Annotated in this window: 28 protein-coding genes; 19 read left to right on the forward strand and 9 right to left on the reverse strand. The window is 63.2% G+C overall.

What is annotated here, in order from left to right; translation table 11 throughout:
* Positions 1 to 50 precede the first annotated feature (50 nt).
* The 10 genes from bioA to HNQ40_RS04220 all read left to right on the forward strand — a co-directional run bounded on the left by bioA (position 51) and on the right by HNQ40_RS04220 (position 11,608).
* Positions 51 to 1,544, forward strand: coding sequence for an adenosylmethionine--8-amino-7-oxononanoate transaminase (bioA, locus tag HNQ40_RS04175; RefSeq protein ID WP_184676625.1), 1,494 nt, complete (start codon positions 51 to 53; stop codon positions 1,542 to 1,544).
* A 310-nt stretch (positions 1,545 to 1,854) separates the two neighbouring features.
* Positions 1,855 to 3,306, forward strand: coding sequence for a circularly permuted type 2 ATP-grasp protein (locus HNQ40_RS04180; RefSeq protein ID WP_184676626.1), 1,452 nt, complete (start codon positions 1,855 to 1,857; stop codon positions 3,304 to 3,306).
* A 159-nt stretch (positions 3,307 to 3,465) separates the two neighbouring features.
* Positions 3,466 to 4,458 carry an alpha-E domain-containing protein gene (locus HNQ40_RS04185; protein ID WP_184676627.1) on the forward strand — a complete coding sequence of 331 codons (993 nt, stop codon included), beginning with the start codon at positions 3,466 to 3,468 and terminating at the stop codon, positions 4,456 to 4,458.
* 7 nt (positions 4,459 to 4,465) lie between these two features.
* Complete coding sequence (locus HNQ40_RS04190) at positions 4,466 to 5,452, forward strand: transglutaminase family protein (RefSeq protein WP_184676628.1); 987 nt, start codon at positions 4,466 to 4,468, stop codon at positions 5,450 to 5,452.
* 42 nt (positions 5,453 to 5,494) lie between these two features.
* Entirely contained in the window at positions 5,495 to 6,511 is a 1,017-nt protein-coding gene (locus HNQ40_RS04195) for a glycoside hydrolase family protein (protein WP_184676629.1), read from the forward strand.
* Positions 6,512 to 6,720: 209 nt separating this feature from the next.
* Complete coding sequence (locus HNQ40_RS04200; protein WP_184676630.1) at positions 6,721 to 7,254, forward strand: response regulator; 534 nt, start codon at positions 6,721 to 6,723, stop codon at positions 7,252 to 7,254.
* A gap of 76 nt (positions 7,255 to 7,330) precedes the next feature.
* Positions 7,331 to 7,618 carry a co-chaperone GroES gene (groES, locus tag HNQ40_RS04205; RefSeq protein ID WP_184676631.1) on the forward strand — a complete coding sequence of 96 codons (288 nt, stop codon included), beginning with the start codon at positions 7,331 to 7,333 and terminating at the stop codon, positions 7,616 to 7,618.
* A gap of 211 nt (positions 7,619 to 7,829) precedes the next feature.
* The gene (gene groL, locus HNQ40_RS04210; protein ID WP_184676632.1) at positions 7,830 to 9,449 is read left to right on the forward strand and encodes a chaperonin GroEL; all 1,620 of its coding nucleotides are present in this window, start codon (positions 7,830 to 7,832) and stop codon (positions 9,447 to 9,449) included.
* A gap of 141 nt (positions 9,450 to 9,590) precedes the next feature.
* Complete coding sequence (locus tag HNQ40_RS04215; RefSeq protein ID WP_184676633.1) at positions 9,591 to 10,544, forward strand: SIR2 family protein; 954 nt, start codon at positions 9,591 to 9,593, stop codon at positions 10,542 to 10,544.
* 428 nt (positions 10,545 to 10,972) lie between these two features.
* Positions 10,973 to 11,608 (forward strand): class I SAM-dependent methyltransferase, encoded by a 636-nt coding sequence (locus tag HNQ40_RS04220; protein ID WP_184676634.1) that lies wholly within the window; start codon positions 10,973 to 10,975, stop codon positions 11,606 to 11,608.
* A gap of 70 nt (positions 11,609 to 11,678) precedes the next feature.
* Here HNQ40_RS04220 and HNQ40_RS04225 read toward each other — a convergent pair whose 3' ends face one another.
* A complete protein-coding gene (locus HNQ40_RS04225) occupies positions 11,679 to 12,161 on the reverse strand; it encodes a prepilin-type N-terminal cleavage/methylation domain-containing protein (RefSeq protein WP_184676635.1) in 483 nt (160 codons plus the stop codon).
* A 113-nt stretch (positions 12,162 to 12,274) separates the two neighbouring features.
* On the reverse strand, positions 12,275 to 12,616 hold the full coding sequence (locus tag HNQ40_RS04230) for a hypothetical protein (RefSeq protein ID WP_184676636.1): 342 nt from the start codon (positions 12,614 to 12,616) through the stop codon (positions 12,275 to 12,277).
* A 630-nt stretch (positions 12,617 to 13,246) separates the two neighbouring features.
* On the opposite strand from HNQ40_RS04230, the gene HNQ40_RS18495 reads away from it, so the two are divergent.
* Both HNQ40_RS18495 and HNQ40_RS04240 read left to right on the forward strand, forming a co-directional pair.
* Complete coding sequence (locus HNQ40_RS18495; protein ID WP_184676637.1) at positions 13,247 to 13,720, forward strand: beta-lactamase hydrolase domain-containing protein; 474 nt, start codon at positions 13,247 to 13,249, stop codon at positions 13,718 to 13,720.
* A 162-nt stretch (positions 13,721 to 13,882) separates the two neighbouring features.
* Positions 13,883 to 14,833 (forward strand): chemotaxis protein CheV, encoded by a 951-nt coding sequence (locus HNQ40_RS04240; protein WP_184676638.1) that lies wholly within the window; start codon positions 13,883 to 13,885, stop codon positions 14,831 to 14,833.
* 50 nt (positions 14,834 to 14,883) lie between these two features.
* On the opposite strand, the gene HNQ40_RS04245 is transcribed toward HNQ40_RS04240, so the two are convergent.
* The 3 genes from HNQ40_RS04245 to HNQ40_RS04255 all read right to left on the reverse strand — a co-directional run bounded on the left by HNQ40_RS04245 (position 14,884) and on the right by HNQ40_RS04255 (position 16,390).
* A complete protein-coding gene (locus HNQ40_RS04245) occupies positions 14,884 to 15,255 on the reverse strand; it encodes a hypothetical protein (protein ID WP_184676639.1) in 372 nt (123 codons plus the stop codon).
* A 301-nt stretch (positions 15,256 to 15,556) separates the two neighbouring features.
* Positions 15,557 to 16,066, reverse strand: a complete 510-nt coding sequence (locus HNQ40_RS04250) for a potassium channel family protein (protein ID WP_184676640.1) — start codon at positions 16,064 to 16,066, stop codon at positions 15,557 to 15,559.
* A gap of 51 nt (positions 16,067 to 16,117) precedes the next feature.
* Positions 16,118 to 16,390, reverse strand: coding sequence for a hypothetical protein (locus HNQ40_RS04255; protein ID WP_184676641.1), 273 nt, complete (start codon positions 16,388 to 16,390; stop codon positions 16,118 to 16,120).
* A 354-nt stretch (positions 16,391 to 16,744) separates the two neighbouring features.
* Here HNQ40_RS04255 and msrA point away from each other — a divergent pair, with 354 nt between their 5' ends.
* The 3 genes from msrA to HNQ40_RS04270 all read left to right on the forward strand — a co-directional run bounded on the left by msrA (position 16,745) and on the right by HNQ40_RS04270 (position 18,661).
* On the forward strand, positions 16,745 to 17,404 hold the full coding sequence (gene msrA, locus HNQ40_RS04260) for a peptide-methionine (S)-S-oxide reductase MsrA (RefSeq protein ID WP_221435369.1): 660 nt from the start codon (positions 16,745 to 16,747) through the stop codon (positions 17,402 to 17,404).
* Between the two features lie 274 nt (positions 17,405 to 17,678).
* A complete protein-coding gene (locus tag HNQ40_RS04265; protein ID WP_221435370.1) occupies positions 17,679 to 18,188 on the forward strand; it encodes a DUF3568 family protein in 510 nt (169 codons plus the stop codon).
* Positions 18,185 to 18,661: an META domain-containing protein gene (locus tag HNQ40_RS04270; RefSeq protein WP_184676644.1), complete on the forward strand. Its 477-nt coding sequence runs from the start codon at positions 18,185 to 18,187 to the stop codon at positions 18,659 to 18,661. Before HNQ40_RS04265 ends, HNQ40_RS04270 begins: the two co-directional genes overlap by 4 nt.
* Here HNQ40_RS04270 and HNQ40_RS04275 read toward each other — a convergent pair.
* The gene (locus HNQ40_RS04275) at positions 18,648 to 19,148 is read right to left on the reverse strand and encodes a type II secretion system protein (protein WP_184676645.1); all 501 of its coding nucleotides are present in this window, start codon (positions 19,146 to 19,148) and stop codon (positions 18,648 to 18,650) included. The genes HNQ40_RS04270 and HNQ40_RS04275 overlap by 14 nt on opposite strands.
* A gap of 103 nt (positions 19,149 to 19,251) precedes the next feature.
* Between HNQ40_RS04275 and HNQ40_RS04280 the strand changes: the two genes are divergently transcribed.
* The gene (locus HNQ40_RS04280; protein ID WP_184676646.1) at positions 19,252 to 19,833 is read left to right on the forward strand and encodes a thioredoxin family protein; all 582 of its coding nucleotides are present in this window, start codon (positions 19,252 to 19,254) and stop codon (positions 19,831 to 19,833) included.
* A 61-nt stretch (positions 19,834 to 19,894) separates the two neighbouring features.
* Here the strand turns inward: HNQ40_RS04280 and HNQ40_RS04285 are convergent, their stop codons facing one another.
* Positions 19,895 to 20,338: a helix-turn-helix domain-containing protein gene (locus HNQ40_RS04285; RefSeq protein WP_184676647.1), complete on the reverse strand. Its 444-nt coding sequence runs from the start codon at positions 20,336 to 20,338 to the stop codon at positions 19,895 to 19,897.
* A gap of 184 nt (positions 20,339 to 20,522) precedes the next feature.
* Between HNQ40_RS04285 and HNQ40_RS04290 the strand changes: the two genes are divergently transcribed.
* Entirely contained in the window at positions 20,523 to 21,323 is an 801-nt protein-coding gene (locus HNQ40_RS04290) for an ion transporter (protein ID WP_184679176.1), read from the forward strand.
* Positions 21,324 to 21,352: 29 nt separating this feature from the next.
* On the opposite strand, the gene arfB is transcribed toward HNQ40_RS04290, so the two are convergent.
* Positions 21,353 to 21,805, reverse strand: a complete 453-nt coding sequence (gene arfB, locus HNQ40_RS04295; RefSeq protein ID WP_184676648.1) for an alternative ribosome rescue aminoacyl-tRNA hydrolase ArfB — start codon at positions 21,803 to 21,805, stop codon at positions 21,353 to 21,355.
* A 38-nt stretch (positions 21,806 to 21,843) separates the two neighbouring features.
* Positions 21,844 to 23,964 carry a putative bifunctional diguanylate cyclase/phosphodiesterase gene (locus HNQ40_RS04300; RefSeq protein ID WP_184676649.1) on the reverse strand — a complete coding sequence of 707 codons (2,121 nt, stop codon included), beginning with the start codon at positions 23,962 to 23,964 and terminating at the stop codon, positions 21,844 to 21,846.
* A 256-nt stretch (positions 23,965 to 24,220) separates the two neighbouring features.
* On the opposite strand from HNQ40_RS04300, the gene HNQ40_RS04305 reads away from it, so the two are divergent.
* Complete coding sequence (locus HNQ40_RS04305; RefSeq protein ID WP_184676650.1) at positions 24,221 to 25,705, forward strand: WG repeat-containing protein; 1,485 nt, start codon at positions 24,221 to 24,223, stop codon at positions 25,703 to 25,705.
* Positions 25,706 to 25,750: 45 nt separating this feature from the next.
* A complete protein-coding gene (gene hspQ / locus HNQ40_RS04310) occupies positions 25,751 to 26,125 on the forward strand; it encodes a heat shock protein HspQ (protein WP_184676651.1) in 375 nt (124 codons plus the stop codon).
* Positions 26,126 to 26,155: the final 30 nt, after the last annotated feature.

The raw sequence follows: 26,155 nt of genomic DNA on the forward strand, positions 1-26,155 counted from the left end.
CCCGCGCCGCGTCTCCAACGCGACGACCACACTATACCGACTCGCCCGCCATGCCCGATCCGAATCCGCCCCAGCCCAGCCTCGCCCAGCTCGACCACGACCACGTTTGGCACCCGTTCACGCCCATGCGCCAGTGGTGCGAGAAGCCCCCGCTGGTCATCGAGGAAGGCGACGGCCCCTACCTCACCGACACCGACGGCAACCGCTACATCGACGGCGTCTCCAGCCTCTGGTGCAACGTCCACGGCCACCGCGTCCCCGAACTCGACCAGGCCATCCGCGATCAGCTCGACAAGATCGCCCACACCACCCTGCTCGGCCTCGCCAGCCCGCCGAGCATCGAACTGGCCAACCGCCTAGTCGATCTCACCGCCTCAAAACTCAACCCTCAAACCTCACCCCTCAACAAGGTCTTCTACACCGACGCCGGCGCCACCGCCGTCGAGGTCGCCTTCAAGATGGCTGTGGGCCACTGGCACCACCGCGGCCAACCCCAGAAGACGCGATTCATCGGCCTCGAAGGCGCGTACCACGGCGACACCGTCGGCAGCATGTCCGTGGGCTACTCCGACCTCTTCCACCGCGCGTTCCAGAGCATGGTCTTCCCCGTCGATTGGTTCCCCGCGCCCGATGCGCTGCGTCCGCCGCATGGGTTCAAGGCGGTCGGCCGAGGCTGCGACAACGTGGAACACGCCTGGCCCTCCGAAGACCCCGGGCTGAGCGAAGCGCTGATGGATTACTGCCTCGGCAAGCTCGAAGATTTGTTGAAAGCCCAGGCCGATCAGACCGCGGCGATCGTGATCGAGCCGGTCATGCAGGGCGCTGCGGGCATGGTCTGCCAGCCGCCCGGCTTTGTCGGACGCGTCGCGGCTTTGGCAAAGCAGTACGACGTGCTGCTCATTGCCGACGAGGTCGCGGTGGGCTTCGGGCGCACCGGCAAGATGTTCGCCTGTGAGCACGACGGCGTGTCGCCGGACATCCTTTGCCTGGCCAAGGGATTGACCGCGGGCTACCTGCCGCTGGCGGTGACGATGACGACCGATGCGATCTACGACGCGTTCACCGGCGAACCGGATGAGAAGAAAACCCTCTACCACGGCCACACCTACACCGGCAACCCGCTCGCCTGTGCCGTCGCCCTCGCCAGCCTCGACCTCTTCGAGCAGCCGCCCGGCGAATCGGTGTGCTCGGACCTGATCGAGCACATCAACGTCTCGGCCGAGTTGATCCGCGAACGCCTCGAACCCCTGCGCGGCTGCCCCCATGTTCGCGACATCCGCCAGCGCGGCATCATGGTCGGCATTGAGCTGGGGCCCAACGCTCATCTCGATGCGGCTGCCGACCAACCCGAAGCCTTCGACTTCTCCAAGCCCCAGGGCCACCGCTTCTGCGACGCGATGCGCCGGCACGGCATCATCATCCGCCCGCTGGGTAACATCCTTGTGCTCATGCCCATCCCCGCCACGCCCCACGACGTCATCAACCGCCTGGTCGACACGGTCGTGCAGGAGCTGATGCGGCAGGCCCCGCTCCCCACCGCCTGATCCCGCCCCACCTCGCTGCCACGGTCTCATGCAACCGGGTGGACGGGGCTGAGGCTTTGCGAATCCCCGGAAGCGTGCTCCTAAACCCTCACCTCGGTCCTTCGTTCCGGGGCATCGAAGACTCTGCCCCGGCCACCCCGCTGATCGTCCAATCGGTTTTTACGGCAAACCAACATCGGCTGGCACCACCTTTGCCTTACTATTAACCAGCACCGCTTGGCGGAACCGTGTGCGCCTTTTTTGGGCAGTCTGCCTCAGATTTCGAGGCCGACGCCCATGTTTTCGCCACGCCTGCTTGAAACCGACTCACATGGATCTCAACGGCTACTCCACCACCGGCTTCTACGACGAACTCATCACCGACGCCGGCCAACCCCGCCCCGCGGCCATCCCCCTCATGGACCGCCTGTTCGAACTCGAACAGGGCGAGATCCAGCAACGCCAACGCGCCGCCGAGCGCGCCCTCTTCGAGTCCGGCACCACGTTCAACGTCTACCACGAAGAGCAAGCCACCGAACGCATCATCCCCTTCGACGTCGTGCCCCGCATCATCGAATCCGATGTCTGGGACCGCGTCGAAGAAGGTCTGAAGCAGCGCATCCAGGCGCTCAACCACTTCCTCACCGACATCTACGGCCCGCAGCACATCCTGCAGGACGGCACGATCCCGCGTGAATACGTCGACCTCGATAACCCGACGTTTCAGAAGTGCATGACGCTGCACCCGCCGCGCGGCGTGTGGTGCCACATCAGCGGCATCGACCTGGTCCGCACCGACGGCGATGAGTTCTACGTGCTCGAAGACAACCTGCGTTGCCCGTCGGGCGTGTCGTACGTGTTGGAAAACCGCCGGGTCTTGAAACAGACGTTCCCGCGTGTGTTCGGCAGCCTGCCGATCCGGTCGGTGGACGACTACGCCGAGAAGCTGTTGGCGACGCTGGAGCACCTCGCGCCGCGGGGGATCGATCGCCCGCAGACCGTGGTGATGACGCCGGGCATCTACAACTCGGCCTACTTCGAACACTCCTACCTCGCCCAGCAGATGGGCGTGCCCCTGGTCGAAGGCAGCGACCTGATCGTGCACGACGGGTTCGTCAAGATGAAGACGACCCAGGGCCTGCAGCGCGTGGACGTCATCTACCGCCGGATCGACGACGACTTCATCGACCCGGGCTGCTTCAACCCCGACTCGGCCCTGGGCGTCCGTGGCATCATGGACGTGTACCGCAGCGGCCGGGTCGCCTTGGCCAACGCCCCGGGCGCGGGCATCGCCGACAACAAGGTGATCTACGCGTTCGTGCCGAAGATGATCGAGTACTACCTCGACCAGGAGCCGATCCTGCCCAACGTCGAGACGTTCCTCTGCGGGCGTGAAGCAGACTGCACGTATGTGCTGGACAACCTCGACCAACTCGTGGTCAAGCCCGCCAACGAAGCAGGAGGCAAGGGCATCATGGTCGGCCCCCACGCCAGCCAGGCCGAGCGCGACGCGTACGCCGAGGTCATCGCCAAGGACCCGCGCGGCTACATCGCCCAGCCGACGCTGTCGCTGTCACGGGTACCCACGGTCGTGGACGAACAACTTGAGGGCCGACACGTCGACCTCCGGCCCTACATCCTCTACGGCAAAGACATCCACGTGCTGCCCGGCGGCCTGACCCGCGTGGCCCTCCGCAAGAACTCCCTGGTCGTGAACTCGTCCCAGGGCGGCGGCACGAAGGACACCTGGGTCTTGGCCCAGAATGGACATGCAACCGAATAAATTTAGCCCCGGGTCAATGCCCCGGGGTGCCGCGGCATACGACGACACATGACACCAACACATTGAACACTGCAGCCAACGCCTCGATCGTAAACCGCCCCTCCTTCACCCCGATGTCCCAACCTAGCGCCTAACGACTAATCCCTAGCGCCTACAACAATGCTTCTCTCACGTGTCGCCAACTCGATCTACTGGATGACCCGCTACATCGAGCGGGCCGAGAACATCGCGCGGTTCATCGATGTGAACCTGCAGCTCTCGCTGGACCAATTCACCCCCTCCAGCGACCCGTGGGGACCGCTCATCGACGTCACCGGCGACCGCGCCGCGTTCGACGAGCTCTACGACTCGACCACCCGCGCCAACGTGATGCGGTTCCTCACGCTCGACCGCCGGTACCCCAACTCGATCGCCAACTGCATCGCCCTGGCCCGGGACAACGCCCGCACCATCCGCGACATCATCACCTCCGAGATGTGGCAGCAGATCAACGCGATGCACATCACCGTGAAACGCGCCGCGGACGACGTGATCCGCGAGGATCGGCCAGTCGACTTCTACCGCGCGGTCAAAGAAGGCTGCCTGCTCTTCTCGGCCAACACCGACGCGACCATGAGCCACAACGAAGGCTTTGAGTTCTGCAAGCTCGGCCGCATGCTCGAGCGGGCCGACAAGACCTCGCGCGTCATGGACGTGAAATACTTCCTGCTGCTGCCCGACGCCGAGGACGTCGGCGGGGCGCTCGACACCGTCCAGTGGGCGGCGCTGCTGCGTTCGGTCGGCGCTTTGGAGATGTACCGCCAGGTGCACGGCGTCATCACGCCGGGCAACGTCGCGGCGTTTCTCATCCTCGATCGGCAGTTCCCCCGCTCGCTGACCCATTGCCTCGAACAGGCCCAGGGCGCACTCGTCCACATCACCGGGCCCCACAACGGCCACAGCACCGCGGTGCAACGCTGCGTCGGCCGGCTGCGCAGCCAGTTGCAGTTCAGCCAGATCGACGAGATCATCGACTTTGGTCTGCACGAATACATCGACGACACGCAGACCCAGCTCAACAAGATCGACGAAGCGATCGACAAAGCCTTCTTCCGTTTCACGCCGCCTGCCGAGGACATCTTCGCCCAGCAATCGGCCCAGATGCAGCAGTAGCCCCCCCATGACAACACCCGTCCCCCCGATCGAACCCGGCGACCTCGCTTCGCCCGGTGCGTCCATCCCCGGCTCTCCCCCCGACACCAGCCCCGCGATCCGCCGATACCGCATCACCCACGAAACGCGCTTCCAGTACTCCGCCCCCGTTAGCCTCGACCAGACCGTGCTCCGCCTCCAGCCCCGCACCAGCGTGCTCCAGCACCTGCGCGACTTCACGATGACCGTCGACCCCAAACCGGCGCGGCACACCCACGGCATCGACCTGCACGGCAACATCCGCCACTGGCTCTGGTTCGACCAGCAACACTCCGACCTCACCATCACCACCGAGTCCACCGTCGACTGCCTGCTGCACGACCCGTTCGATTACATCATCGTCGACCAGGGCGCGACCAAGCTGCCCGCCCGCTACGCCGAGCCGGTCAAGAGCGCCGCGGCCCACTACCGCCAGCGCGACGGCCTGCACCCCACTGTCGACGCGATGGCCCGCGAGATCATGCACCAGTCCGATCGGCAGACGGTCATCTTCCTGGGCAACCTCGCAGCGCACCTGCAGCGCACGATCCGTCAGGTGTTGCGCTACGAAGGCGAACCCTACTCCCCCATCGAAACGCTCGAGCGTGGCGAAGGCGCCTGCCGTGACTCGGCGGTATTGTTCATGGACGCCTGCCGATCCGTGGGATTAGCGGCGCGGTTTGTTTCGGGCTACGCCTGGGATGCGCAGCAGCAGGACCAGCGCGAGCTGCACGCCTGGGCCGAGGTGTACCTCCCCGGCGCGGGCTGGCGGGGCTACGACCCCACGACCGGGCTGGCGTGCGCCAACCGCCACATCGCCGTCGCCGCCTCGCCCACCCCCGGCTACGCCGCGCCGACCACCGGCACGTTCACCGGCCCGAAAGTCGATTCCTCGCTGGACTACAACATCCACATGACCGTCGAAGAACGCGCCGCCAACGAGACGCCCGAAGGCGCGACCTTCGCCTGGCCCTAAATCACGGTTACGTTTTACGAATTTACGTGATAAAGTACTTTAATGAAGACGACTTCCACGTCCCCCGGCCGGCTCTCTGCCGGGCAACGCCTGCACCCCCTGCCCCGCCACGCCAAGTTCATTGATGAGGGGTTCTACATCTGGGGCGCTTCGGTCGTGCGCACCGACGACGGCACGTACCACATGCTCTACGCCCGCTGGCGACGCGAACTCGGCCACGACGCCTGGGTCACCGATTCGGAAATCGCCTACGCCACCGCCGACAACCCGCTCGGGCCCTACACCCACCAACACGTCGCCCTGCCCCCGCGCGGCGACGGCCACTGGGACGGACTCTGCACGCACAACCCCACCGTCTGCGAATTCAACGGCAAGTACTACCTCTACCACATGGGCACCCACGGCCAAGACCTGCCCGATCCACAACAAAAGTACTGGGATTTCCGCAACAACCAGCGCATCGGCGTCGCCGTCGCCGACCATCCTGCGGGGCCCTGGGAGCGCTTCGATGAGCCGCTGATCGAGTGCCACCCCGGGCAACACGCCGGGGTGTGTTGCGCTAACCCCAGCGTGGTACAGCGGCCAGATGGCAAGTTCCTGATGATCTACAAAGCCGTCGGCGACCAAAACCCCGCGCCCAAGTTCGGCCCGGTCGTCCACGTCGCTGCAATCGCTGACGCGCCCACCGGCCCATTCATCACGCTGCCCAAAGCGATCTTTACCGTGCCGGGCGTGGACTTCCCCGCGGAGGACCCGTTCGTGTGGGTCCAGGACGGCAGCTACCACGCCATCGTGAAGGACATGAACGGCTCGTTCACGCCCCACGGCATGTCGCTGGTCGCCTTCACCTCGCCCGACGGCCTGGACTGGTCCCCCGCCGAGGAGCCCTTCATCACCACGCCCCAGGTCGCCTGGAACGACGGCGAGGTGCAGCCCCTCGACCACCTCGAACGCCCCCAGATCTACCTCGAAGACGGCCAACCCAAAGTCCTGTTCTGTGCCGCCGACACGGGAGCCGAGCGGTCCCACAGCTTCAATCTGCACATCCCGCTGGGGTGATCCCGCCCCGCGATCCGCCGCCCGGGCTATGCCATTTCGACACCCGCGCCCGCCGCCGCCGAGCCACCCGGCAGCCGAGAGCGGTTTTTCGGGCCCACAAGCTTGCCCAATATTTAACGTAAGTCCTGAAAAATCAATAGCCTGATCGATTTCCCCCACCCCTGTCTCCGGCACACCGCTTGCATCTTTCCTGGCACATTATGGTGAACGTGCGCCCACCCATCCCGCCTGCCGACCCCGATGCCGGCTTCAAACCGCAGCCCGGTGGGCGGTTCAATGTCCTGCTCACCGAGGACCGGGCCCGCCCCGTCGAGCACTGGACCCGGCAGTTCCCCCGGCTGATGAAGCCCCTGGGCGTCGAGGCCCACCTCGCCACCTCCGCCAAGCAGGCCCTCGAGCTCACCGAACGCATCCGCTTCCACGCCGCGTTCGTCGACCTCGCCACCCCCAAAGACACCACCCCCTCTGCCACCCCCGCGGCCCAGTCCGACGGCGGGCTCTGGCTGCTCGAAGTCCTGCAACGCAAGCCTGACCACCCGCCGGTGGTGGTGATCAACAGCCGAGCGACCCAGCAGCAGGCCGCGCGTCTGCTCAACGATGCCCTGCGCCTCGGCGCGTTCTCCGTGGTCAACCGCCCGGACAACCTCGCGCCCCTCCTCAACGTCATCCAACGCCTGCTCAACCGCCACCACCAAGGCCAATGGCCCGCCCCCGGAAGCAACAACACTCAACCCCCCGCTTAACCCCGGCGTGCGGACTTCAGTCCGCATGCCCCCGACCTCTTTTAACTTTCAACCCTTTTTACGGAGTCTCAGTGTTATGAAAATCAAACCCCTCGGCGACAAGATCATCGTCCAGCGTCTCGAAGCCGAAGAAAAAACCGCTTCGGGCATCTTCCTCCCCGAAGGCGCTAAAGAAAAGCCCCAGCAAGCCAAAGTCATCCGCGTCGGCACCGGCAAGACCCTCGACAACGGCACCGTCACCGACTTCCAAGTCAAAGAAGGCGACACCATCATCCTCGGCAAATGGGGCGGCACCGAAATCAAAGTCGACGGCCAAGACTACATCGTCATGGGCGAAGACGAAGTCCTCGCCATCGTGGAGTGAGTGGGTAGGCGCTAGTCGTTAGGGATTAGGCGCTAGGCTTCGTTGCCAACGCCACTCGGAAGCCCCATTCCGCGGCTCCTCACTCCCGCCACACGACACGCCGATCTCCACCTCACCCCAAGGCCCTAGCGCCTAACCACGAGCGCCTAGCGCCTCAAATTCTTATCCCCAAGGCCCACTCAAACGGCCCCAAACCGAAAGCAACTAACAAATGCCCGCTAAAGACATCAAATTCGATAACGAAGCCCGCGCCGCCATCCTCCGCGGCGTGCAGAAACTCTCCAAAGCCGTCAAGACCACCCTCGGCCCCTCCGGCCGTGTCGTGATCCTCGAGAAATCCTTCGGCAGCCCCACCGTCACCAAGGACGGCGTCACCGTCGCCAAGGAAATCGAAGTCGAAGACCCCATCGAAAACATCGGCGCCCAGATGGTCAAGGAAGTCTCCGCCAAGTCCTCCAAGGACGCCGGCGACGGCACCACCACCGCCACCGTCTACGCCGAAGCCATCTTCGCCGAAGGCCTCAAGAACATCACCGCCGGCGCCAACGCCAACCAAGTGAAGCGCGGCATCGATAAGGCCGTCGACGCCATCGTCGAACAGCTCTACAAAGACTCCAAACGCATCAGCTCCTCCGAGCAAGTTGCCCAAGTCGGTACCTGTGCCGCCAACCACGACGGCACCGTCGGCGACATCATCGCCCAGGCCATGGACAAGGTCGGCAAGGACGGCGTCATCACCGTTGAAGAAGGCAAGTCCCTCGACACCAACGTCGAGCTCGTCGAAGGCATGCAGTTCGACAAGGGCTACCTCAGCCCCCACTTCGTCACCGACGCCTCCCGCATGGAAGCCGTCCTCGAAGACGCCTACGTCCTCATCCACGAAAAGAAGATCAGCTCCGCCAAGGACCTGATCCCGATCCTCGGCAAGGTCGCCGAGTCCGGCAAGCCCTGCCTCATCATCGCCGAAGACATCGACGGCGAAGCCCTCTCCACCCTCGTGGTCAACAAGCTCCGCGGCGTCCTCAACATCGCCGCCGTCAAAGCCCCCGGCTTCGGCGACCGCCGCAAGGCCATGCTCGAAGACATCGCCACCGTCACCGGCGGCCGCGCGATCATGGAAGAGCTCGGCATCGACCTCGAAAAACTCGAGCTCACCGACCTGGGCCGCATCAAGAAGGCCGTCCTCGACAAGGACAACACCACCCTCATCGAAGGTGCCGGCAAGTCCTCCGCCATCAAGGCCCGCATCGACATGATCCGCGGCCAGATCGATTCGACCGGCAGCGACTACGACCGCGAGAAGCTCCAGGAGCGCCTCGCCAAGCTCGCCGGCGGCGTGGCCCAGATCAACGTCGGCGCCGCGACCGAGTCGGAAATGAAAGAGAAGAAGGCCCGCGTCGAAGACGCCATGCACGCCTGCCGTGCGGCCGTGGAAGAAGGCGTCCTGCCCGGCGGCGGCTCGGCCGTGATCCGCGCCCGCAAGGCCCTGGCCAACATCGAAGGCCTCGTCGGCGACGAACAGCTCGGCGTCGACATCGTCTTCCGCGCCGTCTCGGCCCCGATCAAGCAGATCGCCACCAACGCCGGCCACGACGGCAGCGTCGTCGCCAAGGAAGTGGAAGACGGCAAGGGCAAGAACTTCGGCTTCAACGCCCTGACCGCCGAATACGGCGACCTGGTCGCCGCCGGCGTCATCGTCCCCACCAAGGTCGAACGTACTGCTTTGCAAAACGCCGCCAGCATCTCCGGCCTCCTGCTGACCACCGACGCGGTCATCACCGAGATCAAAGGCAAAGGCGACGACCACCACGACGACGGCATGGGCTACTAACCCCCCCCGTCTGAACCAACACCCCCTCAACACGGCCGGGTTAACGCCCGCCCGTGTTCTTCCCTTCAAAATACTTATTCCGAAGACTAGTACTTTATGCCACACACCGAGGCCACAATCCTTATTGGGAATGGGCTTGGTATGGCTTTGGATTCCCATTACCTCAACCTATCTACTGCACTCAATGCCGCTTGGAACTCTAGTGGAGATGGATCGTTATCTGCAAAAGACAAAACTAGAGTTATTCAATGCCTGCCGACAGATGACGCTAGCGATGCGCCGAAACAAGAAGCTGAACTCCATATCTTGCAACAAGTCATCACTGCTTGCGACCTAATAAACAGTATTGGTGAAGGGGAGATTCATTGGCTATCAAATGGGGGGCAGAAGTTTCCAAGAGCTGTTCGTCGATACTTCGGACTTGCGGCTTCACACTTCCACAACTACGACGAAGAGCTACCCGAAGATTTCACAAACAGTCTGTGCGAATTTATTAAGAAAACCCAATCGCATGTCGCAACCCTGAATTACGACAATTTACTCTATCGCCCCTTTGTATCCCAAGATATATGCAAGGGATACAATGGTTCTCTCGTGGATGGATTCCATCGATCCGGGTTTTCCGAATCAAATCTGAAACGGACTTACAGCAATTTCGGCTGGTACCTTCACTTACATGGATCGCCACTTTTTAAGGAAAACAGCTCTGGTGTTATCGAAAAAATCCAACTTAGTGGTTTGCAATCCACCCATTCTGAACGAAAACACCTCATCTTGACGCATCACGACTACAAGTTGGAAATCCTAAAAAGCAGTAGCATCCTCAGCGCATACTGGAAATATTTCCGACTCGCTATGAAGGAATCAAAGCGATTAATTATTTTTGGTTACTCTGGCACTGATACTCATGTGAATCGAAGAATCCGACTGCGATTGCAGCGACAGAAACTAAGAGTTGAAGTAATCGAGTGGAGCGGTATTGGGGAGCACAACAGTAGGATGAAATACTGGAAAGAAGCTCTCGGCAAGATTGACCGTCTAACTCATCTCGACAATATCCTTGATTATAATTTTGACTCTACCCCGGGTCATTGACCCGGGGCTAAAGTTTTGATTCATGTATTTCGGGAAATGGTCATGCGAAAGACGCTCGGGGTGATGATCACGTGTACGACCTACGGGATGTGGCTGCGTGGAGATCGACTTCCGGGGGCGGGGCTGGGTGGACGACGGCAAAATCCTGCCGGCCCACGCGGAACTCGAAGATGCCGACCGGGCGGCGATGAAACATTCGGCCTGGGGGTTGGCGGTCTTACCCCCTCTCCCTCCGGGAGAGGGCTGGGGTGAGGGCGGGTTGGTGATCTTGTGCGCGGGGCGTGACACGGGTGGAGCGTGGGTGCCCTCACCCTAACCCTCTCCCGGGGGGAGAGGGGATCAAGGCATGCATCTGCGGAACGGGGTGGGTGCTTCCCCGCTCGGGGTCATTGACCCCGGGCTAAAGTGGGGGGCGAAGGAGATTCGCCATGGCCGATGCGGGTTCGTTTTGGGACAAGATTGCCGAGGGGTATGACAAGGGGTCGCGGAACAAGGGGCCGAATTATGCGGCGCGGTTGGAGCGGGCCCAGGCGGTGTTTTCGCCGGAAGGCCGGGTGTTGGATGTGGGGTGTGCCTCGGGGGAGATCACGCTGGACCTGGCGGCGCACTGCGGGTCGATCCTGGGGATCGATCTGGGTGGGCGGATGATCGAGATGGCCAAGGCGAAGGTGCAGGAGCGCGGGGTGGAGAACGCCGAGTTCATGGCCATCGATCTGATGGATTCCGCGTTGCCGGTGCCGGAGGGTGGTTACGACGCGGTGACGATTTACAGCGTGTTTCACCTGGTGCCGGACGTGGAGGGGTTTGTCGAGCGGGTGCACGCGGTGCTGAAGCCCGGCGGGCATGTGCTGTGCGAGACGCCCTGCCTGGGCGACTGGATGTGGTTTTGGGGGTTGGCGATCGGCGCGGCGAAGCTGTTGGGCAAGGCCCCGGCGATCGTGCATCGGCTGAAGGCGGATGACCTCGAAGCGATGCTGCGCGACGCGGGGTTCGAGGTGCTGGATCGGAACATCTACAACCCCAAGAGCGGGCAGGTGTGCATGTTGGCGCGGAAGGCGGGGTGAGGGTGGTTGGTAAGACAATGCCCGGGGGTGGCGACGCCCGGGCATTCGAGTACAGGATTGTTTTGCGCGGCTAGAGGCCGCGGTTGAGCAGGTCGGGGTCGTTGGCCCAGATCTGGCCGGTGGAGGGGAGGTAGAGCCAGGCGATGGGGGTGGGATACGTGGTGTTGGGCGGGGCCGCGATGGTTGCCACGACGGTGCTGCCGGCTTGGGGGCCGGACTTGAGTTCGGGGATGGCGTGGACGTACGGGCCGAAGGGGTAGAGTTCGGACGGCGCTTCACTGGTTGAGCCGGCGGCATTGGAATAGAGAGTCAACGAGTTGACCAGGCCCATGCCCCCGGGGTAGTTGCCGTTGTGCTCGGCGGCGTACATGTCCAAAGCCTGGCGCAGGACCGCGAGGTCGGCGAGGGTGGCGTTCTCACTCGCGGCGGAGGCGCCCCGGCTGAAGCGCGGGATCGCGATCGCGGCGAGCAGGCCCACGATCACCACCACGATGATCAGCTCCACCAGACTAAAACCACGGCTCAGCGGTTTGCCCTGTCTCACGTTGCTCATGGGGAAGAAGCCCGAGGGTGCCGATGGCAGTAAACGCGGAAACGCGAACCCCCTAATCCCTTTATCGTGCGGATTTGGTGGTGGCTTAAGCCGGCCGGGGCGAGGGGCGGACGTTACGGGTTGTCGTTGAAATTCGGATCGAGGCGGCGGGCCTGGATCCACTCGGCGAGTTGGACGTCGGTGCGGCTGGGTCGGCTGTGGATCGCGTCGTCTCGGCCGAGACGCCAGGCGTCGCCCTCGAAGCCGGGCACGTCGCCGAGCCCGTAGCCCGCGCGGGTCCCCATCTGCAGGGCCTGCACATCGAAGTAGCCCTGGTCGTAGCCCCGGCGGGCGAGGTGCTGGGCCTGGTCGTCGGTGAGCTCAGATAAGCCGGGCGGCCCCGCGCCGCAGCCGGGCAGCAGCGTGATGAGGAGCAGGGTCGGGAGGCCGAGGGCGAGGGGGTGGCGGAGGTGCATGCGTGGGGTCCGGGTCGGTGGCGTTGGCCGGGGGTGGAGGCTCGGTTCAACATTATGTCCCGCATCGGGGCGGGGCCAGGTCGAACGGTGATGAAGGTCGGGTCGGGTTGAGCCATGACGGCCCGAAGACATTGGCTCGGGAAAACGTTGGAGCGGTGCGCACAGGGTGTCGCACTGAGGCCAAGAAAATACGGGGTAAAAAACATTTCTTAACCCTTGTCGTGAAGAGCCTCCGTGAATCTGGCGACGGTGTGGTGCGCATGTGCCCACCGCCCCACCCCTTGATGTGGGGAACTCGCACCGATCCACCACGGAGAGCGCGGAGGCACGGAGACACGGAGAAGAACAATGATTGAGCGTCAGTACCCATGGCTTCTGCCTTCCTCCGTGCCTCCGTGTCTCTCAAACTCCGTGGTGGATCGAAACGACTTTCAATCAGCCCGCGCGGAGACGGCGTGTTGCAAGCGTGGGAATAGTTGCGGTTACCCCCGACAGCAGCCCCAAAGCCCTAGCGATAGGATTGCGGGGCCACGGGCCCCACGCGGCACCCACTGGTCTGCTTTTGGTACGGCAGCAGACCACCAGACCAGACCACCAGTCCCCGACCAACCCCTGAAGGAAGCGTCCGACATGCCCCCCATCAACCTCGACGACCACGGCCTGGCGGTGCTGGGCCAACCCGATGAAGCGAAACTCACCGAGCTGGCCGAGGCGGGGGTGAAGACGGTGATCAACCTGCGGAACGACGGCGAGGACGCGATGCCGATGTCGGTGAAGGAGGAGGGCGAGGTTTGCGAGCGATTGGGGATGGATTACGTGAGCCTGCCGATGTCGATGCGGCCCCCGGAGCAAGGCGGCGCGGACGGGCGCTTGGCGACGGCGTTTGAGACCGTGCTGACCGGGGCGCGGGAGCACGGCCCGGTGGCGGTGCACTGCAAGCTGGGTCAGCGGGCGGGGGCGATGGCGCTGATCGCGCTAGCGCGGCATCAGGGGTGGAACGCCGAGACGGCCCTGGGCGCGGCGGAGGAGCTGGGGCTGGGCGAGGCGGTGAAGCCGGAGAAGCTGCGGGCGTATGTGGTGGCCTGTGTGACGGATCGAGGGTGAGCACGGCCGATAATCCCGCGGAAGATAGGGGAAACCGCCATTAAACGGACCGAGGCGGGGAAGGAGTAAACCCCGCATTCGGGCTGGCCGATCCGATTCCTAGCGGGTGTGGTCCCGCCCCGTCCGATCACGATCGATCTCCCTCATCCCGAGACCCCGAACATGCCCACTCCCTCGACCTCGGCCAAGAACAAAAGCAAAGACATCCTGCTCGAATCGGGGACCAACGAACTCGAGGTGCTGGTCTTCGAGGTAGGCGGCCAACGCTTTGGCGTTAACGTCGCCAAGGTCCGCGAGGTAATCCTGCACGTGGACGCCATCCCGACCCCCGGCCAGGCCGACACGGTCAAAGGCGTCATCCGCCTGCGCGGCAGCGTGCTGACGGTCGTGGACCTGCACAAGCAGCTCAACCGTATCCCTAAGCTGGAGGATGAAAACGAGTGGCGCATCATCGTCACCGAGTTCAACGGCGTCACCGCGGCGTTTGAAGTCGAGGTGGTGGATTCGATCTACCGCTTGTCGTGGGAAGACATCCGCCCCGTGCCCGACTCGGGCGCGAACGGCCACACCGCCGTCACGGGCATGGCCGAGGTCGGCGAAGAACTCATCATGATGCTCGACTTCGAGTCGATCTACGACACGATCACCAACAACGACAGCCACGCCAAGGCCGCCGCGGTCAACACGATGGGCGTTGATCGCAGCAAGCCGCGGATCTGGCTGGCGGAAGACTCAAGCTTCATCCGAGCGTCGATCGAGAAGATGATCCGCGACTCGGGCTTCGAGCAGTTCACCGCCTACCGCAACGGGCAGGAAGCCTGGGAAGCCTTTGCCGAAGCGGTGAAAAACAACTCGCCGCTTCCCGATGTGCTGATCTCGGATATCGAGATGCCGCAGATGGACGGGCTGCACCTTTGCAAAAAGGTCAAAGACAACCCCGCCACGTCCAAGATCAAGGTGGTGCTTTACAGCTCCTTGATCACCGCCGAGACCCGGCACAAAGGCATTGAGGTCGGAGCGGATCAGCAATTCAACAAGCCGAACCTCGAAGACGTGGTGCACACCATCGACGAGTGGATGGCCCAGGCCGCCGCGGATACGCAAGCCGCGTAACATCGACAAACACCCTGAGCCATCCCGTGACTCGCGACGCCTTGAGGGGTTCAGCGTTTCTTACGGCCGAGCTTCTTGAGCGCCCGGCGGGTGTAGGCCGAGTCGAGCTTCACCAGGTGTTGGCGACGCACGTCCAGCGTGACGTGCCGTTTATACGCGTTCTCCGCGAGGACAAACGGCAGGCACACGCCCACGATGCGCAGCGGATCGCCGGCGTCGTGCGGGATGTAGTCGGCCTTGAGCACGCGGTTGTGCGTCTCGCCCGGCGGCGGGTCTTCGCTGGCGAGCACCTGCAGCGTGACATACGCCACCGTCACCCCATCGCCCACGCGCAGGTCTTCCGCGGCCACCGTCCGCGCGGCCGACAGCTTCAGCGGCTTGGTCTGCTTGGCTTTTCGTTTTTTGTTTTTCGTCTTGGGCATCGTTCAAACCAGCCTCGCCGCGCAACCGCCAACACGGCCCGCAGCAACGAGGGAAAATCAATCCGTTCCGATACACGGCGACACCCCAACGGGTATCGCGTGAATTCATCGTTCAGTTTTTTGTGACACACAGCCCCGGGCACTCAACCGTGAGACGGTCAGGCTCGTTGCCGTGGATTCGAAATGGAAAGCAAAAGTAGACTCATCGCGGTGGCCCTCCGAAAGGGCGAGCCGACAAGATACCCGCGCCCAGCGCGGGTTCAAGCATCAATCTGAAAACGATTGAGAATTTGCCCCGGCCTCAAGGCAAGCCGGCCGGCTCGTCTTCGTTGGCAATCGCCGCGCCCGCGGCGGGCTTGGCCAGCTTCGACATCGCGACGAAAGTGAACGACGCCGACCAGGCGATCAACACCAGCCCGGCCAACGCCTCGAAGCCCACCATCAACCGCAAGTAGCCCACCGGCGTGATATCGCCGAAGCCCACGGTCGTGTACACCGCCGCGGAGAAGTAGACCGCGTCGTTGAACGTCCCGTCGTAGACACCCTGCAGCCCGTGCTCGGAATCGACCATGAAGTGGTAGGCCAACCCGAACAACACGATCTGAAACATATGGGTGAGCAGCAGGCTCAGGACCACCGCGGTCAGTCGGGCCCAAACGAATCGGCCGGGGAAGCACAGCCGCCTGAGCAGCTCGCGCATCACGACCGCGTGCACGCAGACCGACACCGAGATAATCACGCTGGACAGCGTCAGCGTCCACAACAACGATGTTTCGGCCAAGAGCACCGGCATCGTTCCTGCGTAGTCCATGAGCGATCCAAACGTGGAAATATTCACCGAGGCCAACACGCCCCGGGCGGGTCACTGGCCGCGCTGTTCGCGCTGAGCTTTGCGCTCGGCCTTGCCCTTGAGGCGGGTCATCGCCGCCTCTTCCAGGGCCTTGAGCCGGACGAGGGTGTCCTTGGCCTGCTTGATCTTCTCTTCGGGGGCCGCGGGGTCGCGGGCCAGCAGACGCTCGAGCTTCGCATTCATCCGCTGCTGTTCTTCCCTCAGCGACATGATCTTGACCGCGAGCTTCTCCATGTTCATGGCGTTGATCTTCGCCAGCGACGGCGAAGGCTCACCCAGTAGCATGGGCAGATCGGGCCCGCCGCGGCCTCCGCCGCGTGGCCGTCCGCCGCCGCCGGAGCCGAAGCTCCTGCCGCCGCGGTTTCCGCCTCCAGAGCTAAATCGGCGACCCCCGGGTCGATTGGAATTGGGTCGTCGTGGATTCATACCGTGAGTGTAACCGCATCGCCCCGGTTTTGCGGCTCCTCGCCGCGATCCTTCACCAAAGATGAACAAGCGGATCGGCTTCGGGGCGGACCGCAGCCCGAGGAATAGATTGCCGTGTCGGGGAGTTGGTCTTTCTGATCCCGCGCCTAAGATAAATGAGCCATGTCACACTTCAGACTTTCCCCTAACCGCCTGTTCCCCGGAGCCGTTCTCATGCTGCTGACTTGTTTCGCCGGGTTTGCCTGTAGCCGCCCTTCTCATGCCGCGACCGACCTGCCCGCCCCGGAAGTCGATCTTCAGGTCGAGGCTTCGGAAGAGCCGCAAACCGCCGTCGCCGTGTTGGCCGGCGGGTGCTTCTGGTGCACCGAGGCGGTCTTCGAAGAGCTCGAGGGCGTGAGCACCGTCGTCTCCGGCTACGCCGGCGGCGCGAACGACGACGCGAACTACAAAGCCGTCAGCGCCGGGATCACCGATCACGCCGAGGTTATCGCGATCACCTACGACCCCGCGGTCATCAGCTACGGGCAACTGCTCCAGGTGTTCTTCGCCGTGGCCCACAACCCCACGCACGTGAACCGCCAGGGCAATGACGTCGGCCGGCAGTACCGCTCGGCCGTGTTCTTCGCCAGCGAAGACGAGAAGCGTGTCGCCGAGGCGTACATCGCCCAGCTCACCGCCGCCGGCGTGTTCGACGCCCCGATCGCCACCACGCTCGAACCCCTCAAGCGGTTCCACCCCGCCGAGGACTACCACCAGGACTACGCCGCGCTGAACCCGAACCAGCCGTACGTCGCCTACACCTCGCTGCCCAAGGTCGACAAGCTCCGCAAGCAGTTCCCGGAACTTCTGAAATCAGAAGCTAAGTCGGAGTAAGTCTGAGTGAGGACTGCGAAATATAAACGGCCTTAATCCCCTCTCCCCCCGGGAGAGGGTTAGGGTGAGGGCACTCGCCGTCCACATGTGCCGGGCCCAACGCACACGGGCTTTCTGCCTCCCTCACCCCAGCCCTCTCCCGGGGGAGAGGGAGTAAGGCAATGCTCTGGTGCAGATTCCAATCCCCTAAACCCTACGCCTACACCTCACCTTCGAGTAAACTCCTGCTTGGTTCGAGCAGGAGTTTTCTTTGAATGGGATTCGTCGAAAAAGTGTGATCACCGCCGCGGCACTCGCCGTGCCGTTGACGTTTGTGCCGGGCTGTGGCGTCGAGCTGGCCGTGATCGGGGCGGCGGCGTCGGCCGCGTCTCAGGGCGCAGCGGTTTACAAACGCGGCAAGCTCACCGGGTCGTGGATGGGGCCGTTCGACCTGGTCGTGGCCGCGGGCGAGATCGCGATGGGCGACCTGGGCTTTGTCATCACCGATTCCAACGGCGACGTTGAAGAAGGCAAATGGAAAATCGTCGCGGTCGATGAAGACGGCGAGAAAGTCACCATCAAAATCGACCGCAAGACCCACCGCCTCACCGAGTTTCAGATCGACGTCACGTGGTTCGGCCAGGAAGCCACCGCCCGCCTCATCCTCAAACGCATGGCGTTGGCGATCGACATCGAGACCTACGAGGACGGCACGGGCAACATCATCCGCGCCTACGTCCCGCCGCCGGAGCCCGAGGCGTCAACCGAGCCCGAGCCTGCCCCCCCTTCCGAGGAGACCCCATGAACTTCGCCCCCGCGTTCTGCCTTGCCGTGTCGTGCGTCGCTTGCTTCATGTTGGCGGGATGCATCAGCCCCCAGGCCAACGAAGGCGATTGGGAGATCGTCTCCGGGCAAACCTGGAACCTCACGCGTCTGAACGGCAAAGCGCCGATCACCGCAACCGATGGCAACCTCGAGCCCCTCTCGCTGGAGCTGTCCAACGACGGCCGCGCCGCGGGCTTCGCCGGGGTCAACCGCTTCTTCGGAAGCTACGAATCGACGCCGCAGGGCGATATCCAATTCGCCGCGCTAGGCGCCACACGCATGTTCAGGGACGACCCCCCTGGACTGATGGACCAGGAGCAGGCGTTCTTCGAGACGCTCAGCGCGATCGATGCCTACCGACTCCAGGACGGCAATCTGATCCTGCTCAGCGCGGGCAAGAAACTGCTGGTCTTCGAACCCGCCCCCGAGCAGCCTGCCGCTACTCCCGAATAATGCGGTAGTACCGACCGTCTTCGAACTTGCGGAAGTTGCCGGTGCTCAGATCGCCGTCGTCGACCAACTCGTCGATCTCACGCATGTAGATGTCGTCGCGAGTCATGCCGGTGCCGTCGAAGTGCACGCCGATCGCCGACTGCACGCCACCGAGGTCCTGGTATTCGAGGTCCCAGACCCCACCGATCGGTGTCCCCGCCGACCATTTGCCTTCGTCGATGTAGTCGCCGAAGCCAGGCGGGATTTGCCCTGACGACGAGTCGGGCGGGAACTCGCCGGTGTCGAACATATAGAGCTGGGCCGCCTCGGTGTAGTGGCGGAGGTTGGAGACAAAGACAGACTTGCCCGACTGCTTGGTCGCGTCGGCAAACTGCGGAAGGACGATCGCGGTCAGCACGCCGAGGATCACCACAACAATCAGGATCTCGATGAGGGAGAAACCGTGAGAAGCGCGGGCCGTGCCGGAATACCTGGCTCGTTGATGCATGGCCCAACCATCCATTACCCCCTCAGTCATGTCCAATAAAATCACGCCCAATCGAGACACAAGGAAAAGCCTGCGGGTTGTGCGGGTCGGGTAAACTCTTGGCATGCTGATGGACCGCCCCGAGATGTTGCAGAGCTTTTTCGAAAAGGCCCTCCCGTACGAAGCGTTTGTCTCTGGCGGCGAATCGCTGGGCCACCGCACGGCCTGGGACCAGCGGTACGAACAGTGTGCGTTGACTGCCGACCAGCAAGCGATGGTCGCCGGCTTCACCCGGAAGATGCACGTGCTATGTCTTACCGGCACGTGGTGCGGGGACTGCGCCCTGCAGGGCGCGGCCATGCAGCGGGTCGCCGAGGCCAACCCCGATTGTATCGACCTGCGGTTTGTGCTGCGAGACGAAGAGAACGCGGAGCTGGTGGTGAAGTCACCGATCAACGCGGGATTCCGTGTGCCGGTGACGTGGTGGTTGGCCGAGGACTTCGCGCCCGTGGCGTGTTTCGGCGACCGCACCCTGAGCCGATACCGATCGATGGCGCGCAAGGCGTTCGGCGAGGCGTCCGGCGTCGTCGCCGAGCCGCCGGAGGACCCGGTGTTGGCGGTGCGTGACGAAGTCGTCGCCGAGTTTGAGCGGGTGCACCTGCTGCTGCGGACGAGTGCTCGGCTGCGGAAGATCCACAACGATTAAAACAACACCCGCCGGGGAAACCCACGGCGGGTGTGATCGTTGTCTTGCCCCAGAAAGAGATTTAGTCTTCGAGCATTTCGAGACGCTTGAGTGCTTCGCGTTTGCCGAGGTTGCGGATCTCGCCCCAAGCCAGGAGTTGCTTCTCGCGCGGGTTGGAATCGCCCTTTTCCCAGTTGTAGATCGTCAGGCCCGAAACACCGACCAGCTGGCCGTAGTCGGCGGCGCTGATACCGAGTTTTTCGCGGTGTTTCTTGACCCAGCCCGGGCTGAAGCGGGGACGCTTGGCACCGGACTCCTCGGCCGACGCGGGCTGGCCGAGGCGCTTCTTCTCTTGCTTCTCGACGTAGTTCAGCCGGCGTTCCAGGTCGCTGATCCGCCTTTTGAGTTCGGCGATTTCGCTGCGGTATTTGGCCACGGTCTTTTGCGTCGCGCCGACTTGGGCACGGATTTCTTTACGGGCCAGACGGCGGATTTCTTCGCCAAGAACAGTGTTTAGATTCGGCAAGACTGCCTCCTTCTCAAGGGGAAATTACGTAGAGGGCGAGGCATCGTATCAAAAACTATCTATAACATCGAATGCTTTATTCAAATATGCATTTTTGGCGACATTGCTATTTCCGCCGGGTTGGCGATCAAAACACCGACCTACCGATAGGAAATAGGTGTCTGAAGAGCAAAACAACTGCGGCATGCGTCCCTGGCAGCGGAAGTTGCACGACGTCATCTTTGAAGCCGAGACCCCCGCAGGCCGGCTATTCGATGTGCTGCTGCTGATCGCCATCCTCGCCAGTGTGTTGGCGGTCGTCCTGGAGAGCGTGGAGAGCGTCGACGAGCGGTACCACACCCAGCTCCGCGTGGCGGAATGGTCGTTCACGATTGTGTTCACCATCGAGTACGTGCTGCGTTTGATCTGCGTGCAGCGGCCCTGGCGTTACGCCCGCAGCTTCTTCGGGGTGGTGGACCTGCTCGCCATTCTGCCGAGCTTCCTCAGCCTGCTGATCCCGGGGTCGCACGAGTTGGCGGTGATCCGCGGGCTCCGGTTGCTGCGGGTGTTCAGGATTTTCAAACTCGCGCGGTACCTCGGAGAGGCCGAGGCTTTAGTCGAAGGGCTCAAAGCCAGCCGGGCCAAGATCACGGTGTTCCTGACGACGGTGTTGATCAGCGTCACGATCATGGGCGCGCTGATGCACCTGGTCGAGGGGCCGGAGAACGGCTTTGTCGATATCCCGCACGGCATCTACTGGGCGATCGTGACCATGACCACGGTGGGGTTTGGCGACCTGACCCCGATGACCGGGCCGGGCAAGTTCATCGCGTCGGTGATGATGGTCTTCGGGTACAGCCTGATCATCGTGCCCACGGGCATCATCAGCGCCGAGATCGCGGTCGGGAAATCACGGCAGAACAACACCGAGGCCTGCCCGCACTGCATGAAGGTCGGCCACGACCGCAAGGCCGAGTACTGCGACCGCTGCGTCGGTGCGTTGTAGAACGCGATTGCTTCACACCGTTAAACCCATCAACCGTCGTCGGGAGCGCGTCGCTGCGACTTGATCTGGCTGCGGTGTTTCTTAGCGTCGAGGCGGCGCTGCTTCGCGGCGGCGCTGGGGCGGGTGGGCCGGCGGATGCGCGGGCGGTTCATCGCGGCGACGATGAGTTGCCGGAGCTTGAGCACGCACGACCGGCGGTTGGCGAGTTGGCTGCGGCTGTCCGAGGCGTGGATGACCAGACGCGGCGGTTTGTCGGCCAGATACCGCCCCGCCGCATCACACAGACGGGCAAACGCCCAGGCCGGCATCGCGTTTTCGAGCGCCTCCAGCGGCAGCGTCAGCGTGGCGTGGGTGTTGACCTTGTTGACGTTCTGCCCGCCCGGCCCGCCGCCACGCGAAAACGTAAACGACATCGCCGACTCGTCGAGCCAAACCCCCGGCGCAATCGGGGCGCGTGAATCATCGTCGGGGATCGTCGGCATGGGCGTATTGTGGCACGGCCCTTTGCCGCCGCAACCCCTTAAGCCGAATTCATGTAGCTTCGGGGAGCGCTCAGGAATTCGAGCACTTCCTGCAGCGGCAACGGCTTGGCGAACAGGTAGCCCTGCAGGCTGTCGCAGTCGAGCGCCTGCAGCACCGCCAACTGTTCCATCGTCTCGATGCCCTCGGCTACGACGGTGAGCCCCAGCGTGTGGGCGAGCGTCACGATCGCCTGGATCACCGCGGCAAACTCGACGTGGTGGTCGAGGCTGCTCACAAACGAGCGGTCGATCTTCAGCACATCGATCGGGAACTGGTGCAGGCACGACAGCGAGGAGTGCCCCGTGCCGAAGTCGTCCATGGCCAGCTTGAAGCCGCGGCGGCGCATCTCTTCGAGCACCACGGTCACCTGTGCCTGGCCGTCCATAATGACCGACTCGGTGATCTCCAGCTTGATCCACTGCGGATCGACGCCGGCGTTCTCCACGACCTCGACGAGCATGTCGACGACGTCGGGCTGCACAAGTTGGCGTTTGGAGAGGTTGACGTTCATCGTGAACTCAAACCCGGGCATCGCCTGGCGAATCAGCATGAGTTCACGGCAAGACTCTTCGAGCACCCACCGGCCCAGCGGCACGATGAGCCCGGTTTCCTCGGCTACGTGGATGAAGTGATCAGGGCGGACCACGCCCATCTCGGGGTGCTTCCAGCGGACCAGGGCCTCGAACCCCACGACATCGCCCTCGGCGACGGTCACGATGGGCTGGTAGGCCATGAAGATCTGTTCGGTGCCGATGGCTTGACGCAGTTCGCGTTCGAGGACCAGGCGTTTGAGCGATTGGTCCTGCATGTCCTTGTCGAAGATGGCGTAGCGCGCCTTGCCCAGCGACTTGGCGTGATACATCGCCGAGTCGGCGTCGCAGATGGCGGCGTCGGGGTCTTCGTAACCCATGCCGCCGTCGATGATGCCGATGCTCGCGGTCGAGGTGACTTCGTTGCCGTCGATGTTGAACGGCTCGGCGAAGACCTCCAGCAGGCGGTCGGCGATGCGTTTGACCTGATCGAAATCCTCGACCTCTTCGAGGAGGATGATGAACTCGTCCCCGCCGATCCGGGCGGCGGTGTCGGTCGAACGGACCTGCCCGCGCAAGCGGTCGGCGATCTGGATGAGCAGTTGGTCGCCCGCGTCGTGGCCGAGGCTGTCGTTGATGACCTTGAACCGGTCGAAGTCCAGGAACATCATCGCGTAGTGGCGGCGTCCGCCGGTGAGCTTGTGACGACGGATGGCCTGGGCCAGCCGGGTGTGCAGCGTGGCGCGGTTGGGCAGGCCCGTGAGTTTGTCGGTCTCCGCGGCGTGGCGGAGTTTGGCCTCGGCGGCCTTGAATTCGGTGGTGTCGCTGATCGACCCGACCATGCGGATCGGCTCGCCGGCTTCGTCACGCACGAGCTCTGCACGGCACAGGACCCAACGCTTCTCGCCGGTGATGGTCGTGAGGCGGTGCTGGTTCCGCAGCGAATCGGTCTGCCCGGCCATGAACATCGCCAGATCCGCTTCGAGCTGCGCCAGGTCGCTCGACTCGACGTAGTTGAACCAGTCGTCGGGCTTGTGGACGACTTCGTCGTCGCCGTAACCCACGATCTGTTTCCACCGCTCGGAATACTCGACTTCGTTGGAGCGCAGGTCCCATTCGAAGACCCCTTCGCTCAGCCCCCGAACCATCGCGCGGTGACGCTGCTCGGCCAAATCGCTCGCACGTCGGACCTCGGCGCGGCGCACCCATTCCCCGCTGATCCACCGCGCACACGCCGCCACCAGTTCGATCTGGTTCGGCGTCACGGGCAGTTGGCGGGCCTGGCTCCAGTAGAGCACGATCACGCCCAACGGCTTGCCGGCCTCATCCATCAGCGGCCGTGCCAGACGTTGATCATCCTCGTACACCCCGCCGTCTTTCACCGCGGGGTGCCAGAAGTCGCGGAGGCATTCGGATTCTTCGGGGCCCGGCGACGAGAGCGAGATACGCTCCCCACGGCGTTCGGCCGCGGCGATGACCCGGCCGTCTCCGGCACCGGTATCCAACACATACACCCGGTCGGCTCCAAGCTCCTTGCAGCACAGCGACATCATCGAGCCGATCGCTTCGCCGAAGGGCTTGTCGGCCACAAAAGACGTAGCCCGCAGGATACGCGTGACTTGCGCCTCTGCGGCTGCGTGCTGTTTGGTTGGTTCTTGTTGCTCAGTGCCCATCTTTTTCTCTCGAAGTGTCTCCAATGAAACACCCCCCCACATCTAACATCTTCGGGTTTATCCTCGGATTGCTTAAGGTCAACATGTATAAAGTAGATAGGTCCCGACTATGATTTATCGGGACGTCTGCGATTCGCCCCTTGCTTCTGCGCATCACCCCGGGAAAGCGATCATGCAAGCCACTGCCCAACGTATTGATGAACGGAGCGGAGCGCCTTCCAAGACGCTTTTTATCTGGACTTGCTTGGTTTGGAGCGGGATCGTGGTCGCCTTGGCCTCGCCTGCCCAAGCTCAAATACACATCCCCGATCCGCGGACGCCCCTGTTTGGCGAAGTGCAAAACCCCGATGCTCTGAAGTTTGCGAACGCCGGGACCGGCGACGATCTGATCCCGCTGGAGATCAATGGCTACTGGGGCATCTTGAATCAGAACCGCCGGGTGGTGGCGTTGCCGGTGTTCGACTGGACCGATTACGGCGTCGACGGTTTGGTAAGGGCCACCCGCAACGGCAAGACCGGGATGCTCATCGGCAACGGCAAATGGCGTTTCGATCCCGAGTACGCCTACCTGGATCGTTTCGAAGAGGGCTTCGCGGTGTTCGGCAACGGAGAGAAGTACGGCTTCATCGACAAAGCCGAGAAGGTCCGCGTCGGCCCCGAGTTCGACGCGGCGCTGCGCTTCCGCGAGGGCTGGGCGGCGGTCCGCAAGGGCAACCGTTGCGGCTTCATCAACAAGACGTTTCGCCCCGCGACCGACATGCGGTTTACCGCGGTGCGTTCGTTCCACGAAGGCTACGCCGCGGTACGCTTGCCGATCAGCGGCGCCGCGCAAACCTCGGTTTCGGGAGCGACTCCCTCGCCGACGAACGAGCAAGAAGGCGACGCCACTCTGGCCACCCCAACACCATCCACTTCCGATGAACCGTTGCCGGGCACGTGGGGGTTCTTGAACAAGAACGGCAAGGTCGTCTACCACGACAGCTCCGGCCAGATCGAAATGCTGGGCGACTTCAACAACGGGCTGGCCCGCTTCCGCTCGGGCGGGTTGTGGGGCTACATGGACAAGAAGTTCCAGGTCGTCCTCCCGCCCACCTACGAAGGTGCGCGCGACTTCACCAACGGCAGCGCCGCGGTCAAGCTCGGCGGCAAGTGGGGCTACATCAATCGCCGATTCAACGTGACGATCCCGTTCCTCTACGACCTAGCGGATGACTTCGACAGCACGCTGGCGATGGTGACGCTGGGCGGGAAGAAGGGATACATCGGCCGGACCGGTCGCGTGGAGATCGAGCCCCAGTTCGACTGGGCCGAGCCGTTTCGTCTGGGTCTGGCACGCGTGGGGGTGGGCGACAGCTACGGCTACATCCGTACCTCGGGGTATGTGTTCTACGACCCGCGTGTTGGTCAACAGGGAATTATTGACATTACCCCGCGTGAGCAATTTCGGGCCAGCATTAGCACCTGGAAACGTTTCAATCGCCGGTTGATGCCGCCCGCCAAGCGCCCGGCCAAACCCTCGCCTTACGCCCCGGAATATCAGTACGACGAGGGGCTGTGGGTCGGCTCGCCCCCCGAAGATATCGAGCCGAAGAAGCCGAACCCCCCGAAAGAAACCGCCCCGGGCGAAACGAACCCGGAGGATGTTGAACGCGTATGATTCTCAGGATGGTATGGGCCAATGTGTTCCACGAAAGGACCCGCCATGAGTCAGCCCCACCCCACGAATCGCCCCGACCCTCAACCGGACGATTTCTTCCCCGACATCTTGCCGGCGTTCACGATCGGTCAGTGCGTGGTGCACCGCCGCTACGGCTACCGTGGCGTCATCGTGGATTTCGACATGAGCTGTCACGCCGACGAGGATTGGTACAACAGCAACCAAACCCAACCCGCGACCGATCAGCCGTGGTACCACGTGCTGGTGCACGGGTCGACCGGCAACACGTACGTCGCTGAAGAAAACCTGCTGGCCGACGCCACCGGACAGGAAGTGACCCACCCGTTGGTCACCGAGTTTTTCGGCGGCTACCGGGCCGGGCAATACGAGCGGAACGATGCGCTTTGGCCGTCGTGGTGACCTCGGCCACCCAACAATAGGGTGGTTGAT

The organism is Algisphaera agarilytica (assembly GCF_014207595.1).
Taxonomy (GTDB): domain Bacteria; phylum Planctomycetota; class Phycisphaerae; order Phycisphaerales; family Phycisphaeraceae; genus Algisphaera; species Algisphaera agarilytica.